Genomic DNA, 7,530 nt, shown 5'->3' on the forward strand with positions numbered 1-7,530 from the left:
GCCCTGATCCTCAAGCCACAGATGCCAGTACTCGCCATCGCGCCGTCCATCAAGGCGCACGATGCCGCCTTCGGGGGAATGGCGAATGGCATTGCGCAAAATGTTCTCCAGCGCCTGCGCCAAGGTATTGAGATTTCCGCGCACCCAGCACGACGAATCCACCGCACACTGCAATTGCAGGCTCGGCCAGCCACTTTCATAACAGGCATTGTCGGTGAGCATCTCCCACAGCGCCTGAATCTGGATCGCTTCGTCCGGCAACGGCGCACGCTCGGTGTCGAGCCAGGCCAGTTGCAGGGTGTCTTCGACCAGCCGTTGCATGCCGTCGACTTCTCGGCCGATGCGCTCGCGCAGTTGCAACAGATCCTGCTCGCTCTCACTGGCCACCCGCAGCCGACTCAGCGGCGTGCGCAGTTCGTGGGACAGGTCGCGCAGCAGTTGCTGTTGCAGGGCGACCGTGGACTGCAGGCGTTCGGACATCGAATCGAAGGCCCGGGCCAGTTCGCCGAGTTCGTCCGGGCGCTGGGTGATGCCGCTGGACAGGCGCACATTCAATTGATCGGCGCGCCACGCGTTGGCCTGCTCGCGCAGGTTGTTCAGCGGCACCACCAGCAAGCGATACAGACCGATGCACAGTAACAAGGTGAACAACCCCGGAATCACGCCGTTGGTGATCACCCGCCAGAACACCCGGTATTTCCCCGGCAGGAATCGCTCGGGCAACTCGATCACCAGGCTGCCGGCCGATGGATCCTTGGGAAACGGCACCCGCAGCCACGGCCGGCCCTTTTTGTGGATCGGCCAGTCGAGGCCACGCAAAAAGGTCAGGTGCTGGATTTCCTGTTCATTCAACGGATCGCTGCTCAACGACTGCAGATTGCGGTCGATCACTCCGACCCAGCCTGCCTCGCGCAACTCCATGCTCTGTAACCAGTTGTCGACCCCGTCGCGCTCGCTGCGCTGCCACGCCCGTTCGGCTTCGGCGGCATAGCGGCTCAGCGTGCCGCGCGCCTCGTCGGAGAGGAACTGGTTGCGCTCCTCCATGTAACGCCCCCAGGACCAACTGAGCCAGATCATCAGCAGACAGAACGCCACCAGCAGGCACGCCAGTTTCCAGAACAGCGAATGGCGCCCTGGCAGGTCAGAGACTTTCATCGGACGCACTCAGCACGTAGCCCTTGCCCCACACCGTGCGCACTTCCCGTTCGGTGTAACCGATGGCCTTGAGTTTGCGGCGGATCTGGCTGATGTGCATGTCGAGGCTGCGGTCGTGAGCCGCGTAACCGCGCTGCAAAACGTGCTGATAAAGGAAGGCCTTGCTCAGCACTTCTTCGTCGTTGCGATTGAGGGTTTCCAGCAGGCGGTATTCGCTGCGGGTCAGGCCGGCGGCCTGCGCGTTATAGAAAACTTCACACCGCTCATCGTCGAAACGCAGCGCGCTGTGGATCGCAGGCGCTGCAATCGCTGCCGGACGCCGATCCAGCGCCACCCGGCGCAGAATGGCTTCAATGCGCACATGCAGTTCGGCCATGCTGAACGGTTTGGGCAGGTAGTCATCGGCGCCCAGACGAAAGCCGCTGATGCGATCGGCCTCGGCGCCCAGGGCCGACATCAGCAGCACCGGTGTCGAATGGCTCTGGCGCAATTGCGTCAGCACATTCAAACCATCGAGCCCCGGCAACAGGATGTCCATCAGCACCACGTCGAACCGCTGACGACGCGCGATGCTCAGCCCTTCCTGACCGTTCTGGCACCAGGTCACCGCAAAGCCGCTACGGCCCAGATGTTCGTGAACGTAGGCGCCCAGAACCGGGTCGTCCTCAATGGCAAGAATGCGCGGCGAATCAATGGAGACAAGAGTCATGAGTATCTGCAAATAATTCTCAGTTGACGGATTATTCAAGATTGCCCGCCATCGGGCAACCCAAGGTTGACCTGCCGGACAAACGAGCCGATCCCTGCCAACCGATGACCCGCGCATTTTTCCGAAGATTGCCTGCCTGCAAATCGCTACACTGCGCCCATGTCGCGTGCCGGATGCACGTGCGAGTCAACAGTTCAGCGGGATGCAGGAGATGGGTGTGCTCAAGAAACTGGGAATCAAAGGTCGCGTATTGTTGCTGACCCTGTTGCCGACCAGCCTGATGGCGTTGGTCCTCGGTGGCTATTTCACCTGGATGCAACAGTCCGATCTGCAGACCCAATTGATGCAGCGCGGTGAGATGATTGCCGAGCAACTGGCACCGCTGGTGGCGCCCGCCATGGGCCATGGCAACACCGATCTGCTCGAACGCATCGCCACCCAGTCGCTCGAACAACCCGATGTGCGCGCCGTGACCTTCCTCGCCCCCGACCGCACACCGCTGGCACATGCCGGCCCGACCATGCTCAATCAGGCACCCAGCGGCGACAGTGCATTACTGCAACGGCGCAGTGGCAATGACGCCACGCGCTACCTGATGCCGGTGTTCGGCAAGCATCGCAATCTGGCCGGCGATCTGATCCCCGAAGAATCCAATCGCCTGCTTGGCTGGGTCGAACTGGAGCTGTCGCACAACGGCATGCTGCTGCGCGGTTATCGCAGCCTGTTTGCCAGTCTGCTGTTGATTGCCGCCGGCCTCGCTGGCGCGGCGTTGCTCGCGTTGCGCATGGGCCGCACCATCAACCGCCCGCTGAGCCAGATCAAACACGCCGTCGCCCAGCTCAAGGACGGTCATCTGGAAACCCGCCTGCCACCGCTCGGCAGTCAGGAACTGGACGAACTGGCCTCGGGCATCAATCGTATGGCCGGTACTCTGCAGAACGCCCGCGAAGAACTGCAGCACAGCGTCGATCAAGCCACCGAGGACGTGCGCCAGAACCTGGAAACCATCGAGATCCAGAACATCGAACTGGATCTGGCGCGCAAAGAGGCACTGGAGGCGAGCCGGATCAAATCCGAGTTTCTCGCCAACATGAGCCACGAGATCCGCACGCCGCTCAACGGCATTCTCGGTTTCACGCATCTGTTGCAGAAAAGCGAACTGACCCCGCGCCAGCTCGACTATCTGGGCACCATCGAAAAGTCTGCCGACAGCCTGCTCGGAATCATCAACGAGATCCTCGACTTCTCGAAGATCGAGGCCGGCAAACTGGTGCTCGACCATATCCCGTTCAACCTGCGCGACCTGCTGCAGGACACCCTGACGATTCTGGCGCCGGCCGCCCACGCCAAACAACTGGAGCTGGTGAGTCTGGTCTATCGCGACACGCCGCTGTCGCTGGTCGGCGATCCGCTGCGCCTGAAACAGATCCTCACCAACCTGGTCAGCAACGCGATCAAGTTCACCCGCGAAGGCACCATCGTCGCCCGCGCCATGCTCGAAGAAGAACACGAAGACAGCGTGCAACTGCGCATCAGCATTCAGGACACCGGTATCGGCCTGTCGAGTCAGGACGTGCGCGCGTTGTTTCAGGCGTTCAGTCAGGCCGACAATTCACTGTCGCGCCAGCCCGGCGGCACCGGTCTGGGCCTAGTGATCTCCAAGCGCCTGATCGAACAGATGGGCGGCGAAATCGGCGTCGACAGTACGCCGGGCGAAGGCTCGGAATTCTGGATCAGCCTGAGCCTGCCGAAAACCCGTGACGACACCGAAGACCTGCCCGCCCCGCCGCTGCTCGGCCGCCGTGTGGCCGTGCTGGAAAATCACGAACTGGCGCGTCAGGCCCTGCAGCATCAGTTGGAAGACTGCGGCCTCGATGTCACGCCGTTCAATACCCTGGAGAGCCTGACCAACGGCGTCACCGGCGCCCACCAGACCGATCAGGCCATCGACCTCGCGGTACTCGGCATCACCAGCAACGACATGCTCCCGGAGCGTTTGAACCAGCACATCTGGGACCTCGAACACCTGGGTTGCAAAGTGCTGGTGCTGTGCCCGACCACCGAACAGACGCTGTTCCATCTCTCGGTACCCAACCCACACAGCCAGCTCCAGGCCAAACCGGCCTGCACGCGCAAACTGCGCCGGGCACTGGCCGATCTGGCCAACCCGCGCCAACCACGCAGCGAGCCGGGCGAACCGCTGTCGAGTCGTGCGCCGAAAGTGCTGTGCGTCGACGACAACCCGGCCAACCTGTTGCTGGTGCAGACGCTGCTCGAAGACATGGGCGCCAAGGTACTCGCCGTCGAGAGTGGCTACGCTGCAGTCAAAGCGGTGCAGAGCGAATCGTTCGATCTGGTGCTGATGGACGTGCAGATGCCGGGCATGGACGGACGCCAGACCACCGAAACCATCCGCCAGTGGGAAAGCGAGCGGCATTGCACGCCGCTGCCGATCGTCGCCCTCACCGCCCACGCCATGGCCAACGAAAAACGCGCCCTGCTGCAAAGCGGCATGGATGACTACCTGACCAAACCGATCAGCGAGCGGCAACTGGCGCAAGTGGTGCTGAAATGGACCGGTCTGGCCTTGCGCAATCAAGGGCCGGAGCGGACCAGCGACAGCGCGGCGGGCAGCAGCGAACTGCCGGTGCTCGACCACGAGGAAGGCCTGCGTCTGGCCGCCGGCAAGGCTGATCTGGCGGCGGACATGCTGGCCATGCTGCTCGCCTCGCTGGAAGCCGACCGCGAAGCGATTCGCGCCGCCAGCGAAGCGCGGGATCAGAACGCATTGATCGAGCGCGTGCATCGCCTGCACGGCGCGACCCGGTATTGCGGCGTCCCACAATTACGCGCGGCCTGTCAGCGCAGCGAAACCCTGCTCAAACAGGGCGACCCCAAAGCCGTGGCGGCGCTGGAGGAACTGGAGCGGGCGATCAATCGCCTCGCGACACAAGCCAGAATCAGCGCCTGATCCACGGCAATGCCGGCAGCGGCATCCGCCGTTAAAGTGGTGGCCGTCAACGCTGACTCGCCACCCCGTTCCAGGAGGAATTATGCGCACGCTCGTTTTCAGCAGCCAGACCTACGACCGCGACAGTTTCCTCGCCGTCGACTGCCCGGCCGGTATCGAACTGCACTTTCAGCCGGCCCGGCTCAACCTCGACACCGCAGCGCTTGCCGAGCAGTACGAAGTGGTTTGCGCCTTCATCAACGATGACCTCAGTGCACCGGTGCTGGAGCGCCTCGCCGCCGGCGGCACGCGGCTGATCGCCCTGCGCTCGGCGGGTTACAACCATGTCGACCTGCTCGCCGCAAAACGCCTCGGGCTGGCCGTGGTGCGGGTGCCGGCATATTCGCCGCATGCGGTGGCCGAACATGCGGTGGCGTTGATTCTGGCACTCAATCGACGCCTGCACCGCGCCTATAACCGCACCCGCGAAGGCGACTTCACACTGCACGGTCTGACCGGTTTCGATCTGGTTGGCAAGACGGTTGGCATTGTCGGCACCGGGCAGATCGGCGCGACGTTCGCGAAAATCATGCACGGCTTCGGTTGCCAGTTGCTGGCCCATGATCCGTATCCCAACCCCGAGGTCGTGGCCTTGGGCGCGCGTTATCTGAGCCTGCCGGAGTTACTCGCGCAGTCGCGGATCATCAGCCTGCACTGCCCGCTCAACGCACAGAGCAAACACCTGATCAATCGTGAATCACTGGCGCACCTGCAACCGGGGGCGATGCTGATCAATACCGGTCGCGGCGGCCTGGTGGACACGCCCGCGCTGATCGACGCCTTGAAGGACGGTCAGCTGGGCTATCTGGGACTGGATGTGTATGAAGAGGAGGCGCAGCTGTTTTTCGAGGATCGCAGCGACTTGCCGTTGCAGGACGACGTGTTGGCGCGATTGCTGACGTTCCCCAACGTGATCATCACCGCGCATCAGGCGTTTCTGACTCACGAAGCGCTGGGCGCAATTGCGGCGACCACCCTGCACAACATCGCAACCTGGGCCGCTGGCGCGCCGCAGAACCAGGTCAAAGGTTGAAGGCTTGCCGGTTTACTTCGGCGACAGCGACGAGGCCAGGATCAACAGCGCCAGCCAGCCAAAACCGAAAAAGCGCTGCTTCATCGAGTGGCCGTTACGCAGCAGGAACCAGACAAAGACCATCGGCAACAGAAACACCATGATTTTCAACCAGCCTTCTACCGGACGCGAACCGTCGGCGTTGGCTTGAAGTTGAGGTGCGGGTTCCGGTTGCCGACGGCGGCGACCGAGCGCCGCCGGTGAAACTCGCGGCGCGGGCTCAGGGGCTGCTGGCGGGATAAACGCCTCAGGCACGGACTTGTTGCGCGGCAGGCTGCCAAATGAAATCGTCGCGGCGGCTGGCGCCGGTGTGTGAGGGTGCTGCTGCGCCATCGGAGCACCACAATGAATGCACGCCTTTACTTCAGAGCTGATGCTCCGCTTGCATTCATAACATTCGATCAGCGCCATGTTCCGTTCCCTCAGATTGAAGGGCGGCAGTTTGCCATGAGCGTCGTTCGATTTGAACCGGATCGAAGGTCGCACACGTACGCCATCCTGCAATCAAGCCCGTGCTAGCATGTCGCGCATATTTGGAGGACCCATGGTCGAACACGATTTCCGCTACACCCTGATGAACCCGCAACACACCCTCACCGAATGCCGCGCCCTCGTACCGGGCCGCTATCAGGTCACCGGCAACGGTGGCTCGATCCGCAACGGTGACGTCCTGTTGGTCACCCTCAAAGGCAGCAAGGACTTGTCCATGCGCCTGACCGTTGACACCGTGCGCCACCTGATCAATCCGCCGGGCCAATGGACCGCGATGACCACCGGCCCGGCCTTCGGCGAACTGGCGATCCACACCTGGCAGGTCAACTGCGACAGCTGTGCCAAAGAGCTGAATTTCGAATTCGCGGTCGACGCCAAGCTGGGCAAAACCGCCGAGAAACCGGCCGCCACGGCGCGCATCGCCGAGCTGGGCTGGAAAGCCGTCGGCGACAAGCATCTGTGCCCGAAATGCCAGGAGCCTGCGTGATGAAACGCCTTGCCCTGCCCCTGCTGGTCGGTGCCGCGCTGGTGGGCTGCGCCGCAGAGCCGGTGCAATTGCAGCAGAACCGCAGCTACATTCTGGAATGGATCGGCGAACGGCCATTGATGGATTACAGCCATCTGACCGTGACCCTCGGTGACGATGGCCGCGCGTACGGCAACGGCGGTTGCAACCACTGGTTCGCACCGTACACCCTCGACGGCGACAAGCTGAGCTTCGGCCCGATCGGCAAGACCCGCAAACTCTGCGCGCCGGCGCTGATGGAGCAGGAACAACGCTTCCTGCAGGCGCTGCAAGGTGTCGAGCGCTGGGACATCTCGCCGATCGAGCAGATGCGCTTCTGGCCGGCCGAAGGCAAGCCGTTGCGCTGGTGGCTGGAAGAGGGCTGATCGTTCAGCCGCAAAAAAGATCGCAGCCTGCGGCAGCTCCTACAAGGTCATGTGTACACCTGTAGGAGCTGCCGAAGGCTGCGATCTTTTTTTGAACGCCATTTACTGTGGCGAGGGAGCTTGCTCCCGCTCGGCTGCGCAGCAGTCGTAAACCCGTCAACCGCACGTTGTCGCAGACACCGAGTCAGCAGGATTTGGGGC

At 62.6% G+C, this 7,530-nt stretch carries 7 protein-coding genes; 4 read left to right on the plus strand and 3 right to left on the minus strand.

The features are described 5' to 3' along the window. The coding region (locus DBR18_RS23940) for a sensor histidine kinase (protein ID WP_108592173.1) at positions 1 to 1,155 on the minus strand (1,155 nt) is incomplete at its 3' end. Further along, positions 1,142 to 1,864 carry a response regulator transcription factor gene (locus DBR18_RS23945; protein WP_108592174.1) on the minus strand — a complete coding sequence of 241 codons (723 nt, stop codon included), beginning with the start codon at positions 1,862 to 1,864 and terminating at the stop codon, positions 1,142 to 1,144. The genes DBR18_RS23940 and DBR18_RS23945, both read right to left, overlap by 14 nt. A gap of 217 nt (positions 1,865 to 2,081) precedes the next feature. On the opposite strand from DBR18_RS23945, the gene DBR18_RS23950 reads away from it, so the two are divergent. Beyond that, entirely contained in the window at positions 2,082 to 4,835 is a 2,754-nt protein-coding gene (locus tag DBR18_RS23950) for a response regulator (protein ID WP_108592182.1), read from the plus strand. A gap of 82 nt (positions 4,836 to 4,917) precedes the next feature. Then, complete coding sequence (locus DBR18_RS23955; RefSeq protein ID WP_108592175.1) at positions 4,918 to 5,907, plus strand: 2-hydroxyacid dehydrogenase; 990 nt, start codon at positions 4,918 to 4,920, stop codon at positions 5,905 to 5,907. A 12-nt stretch (positions 5,908 to 5,919) separates the two neighbouring features. Here DBR18_RS23955 and DBR18_RS23960 read toward each other — a convergent pair whose 3' ends face one another. After that, positions 5,920 to 6,357 (minus strand): hypothetical protein, encoded by a 438-nt coding sequence (locus DBR18_RS23960; RefSeq protein ID WP_108592176.1) that lies wholly within the window; start codon positions 6,355 to 6,357, stop codon positions 5,920 to 5,922. Between the two features lie 133 nt (positions 6,358 to 6,490). Here DBR18_RS23960 and DBR18_RS23965 point away from each other — a divergent pair, with 133 nt between their 5' ends. Continuing rightward, positions 6,491 to 6,925, plus strand: a complete 435-nt coding sequence (locus DBR18_RS23965) for a hypothetical protein (RefSeq protein ID WP_108592177.1) — start codon at positions 6,491 to 6,493, stop codon at positions 6,923 to 6,925. Continuing rightward, positions 6,925 to 7,329, plus strand: a complete 405-nt coding sequence (locus DBR18_RS23970; protein WP_007968709.1) for an META domain-containing protein — start codon at positions 6,925 to 6,927, stop codon at positions 7,327 to 7,329. The genes DBR18_RS23965 and DBR18_RS23970 overlap by 1 nt, the downstream gene beginning before the upstream one ends. The last annotated feature ends 201 nt before the right edge of the window (positions 7,330 to 7,530 follow it).

Origin of the sequence: Pseudomonas sp. HMWF021 (genome assembly GCF_003061005.1) — a bacterium.
GTDB lineage: Bacteria > Pseudomonadota > Gammaproteobacteria > Pseudomonadales > Pseudomonadaceae > Aquipseudomonas.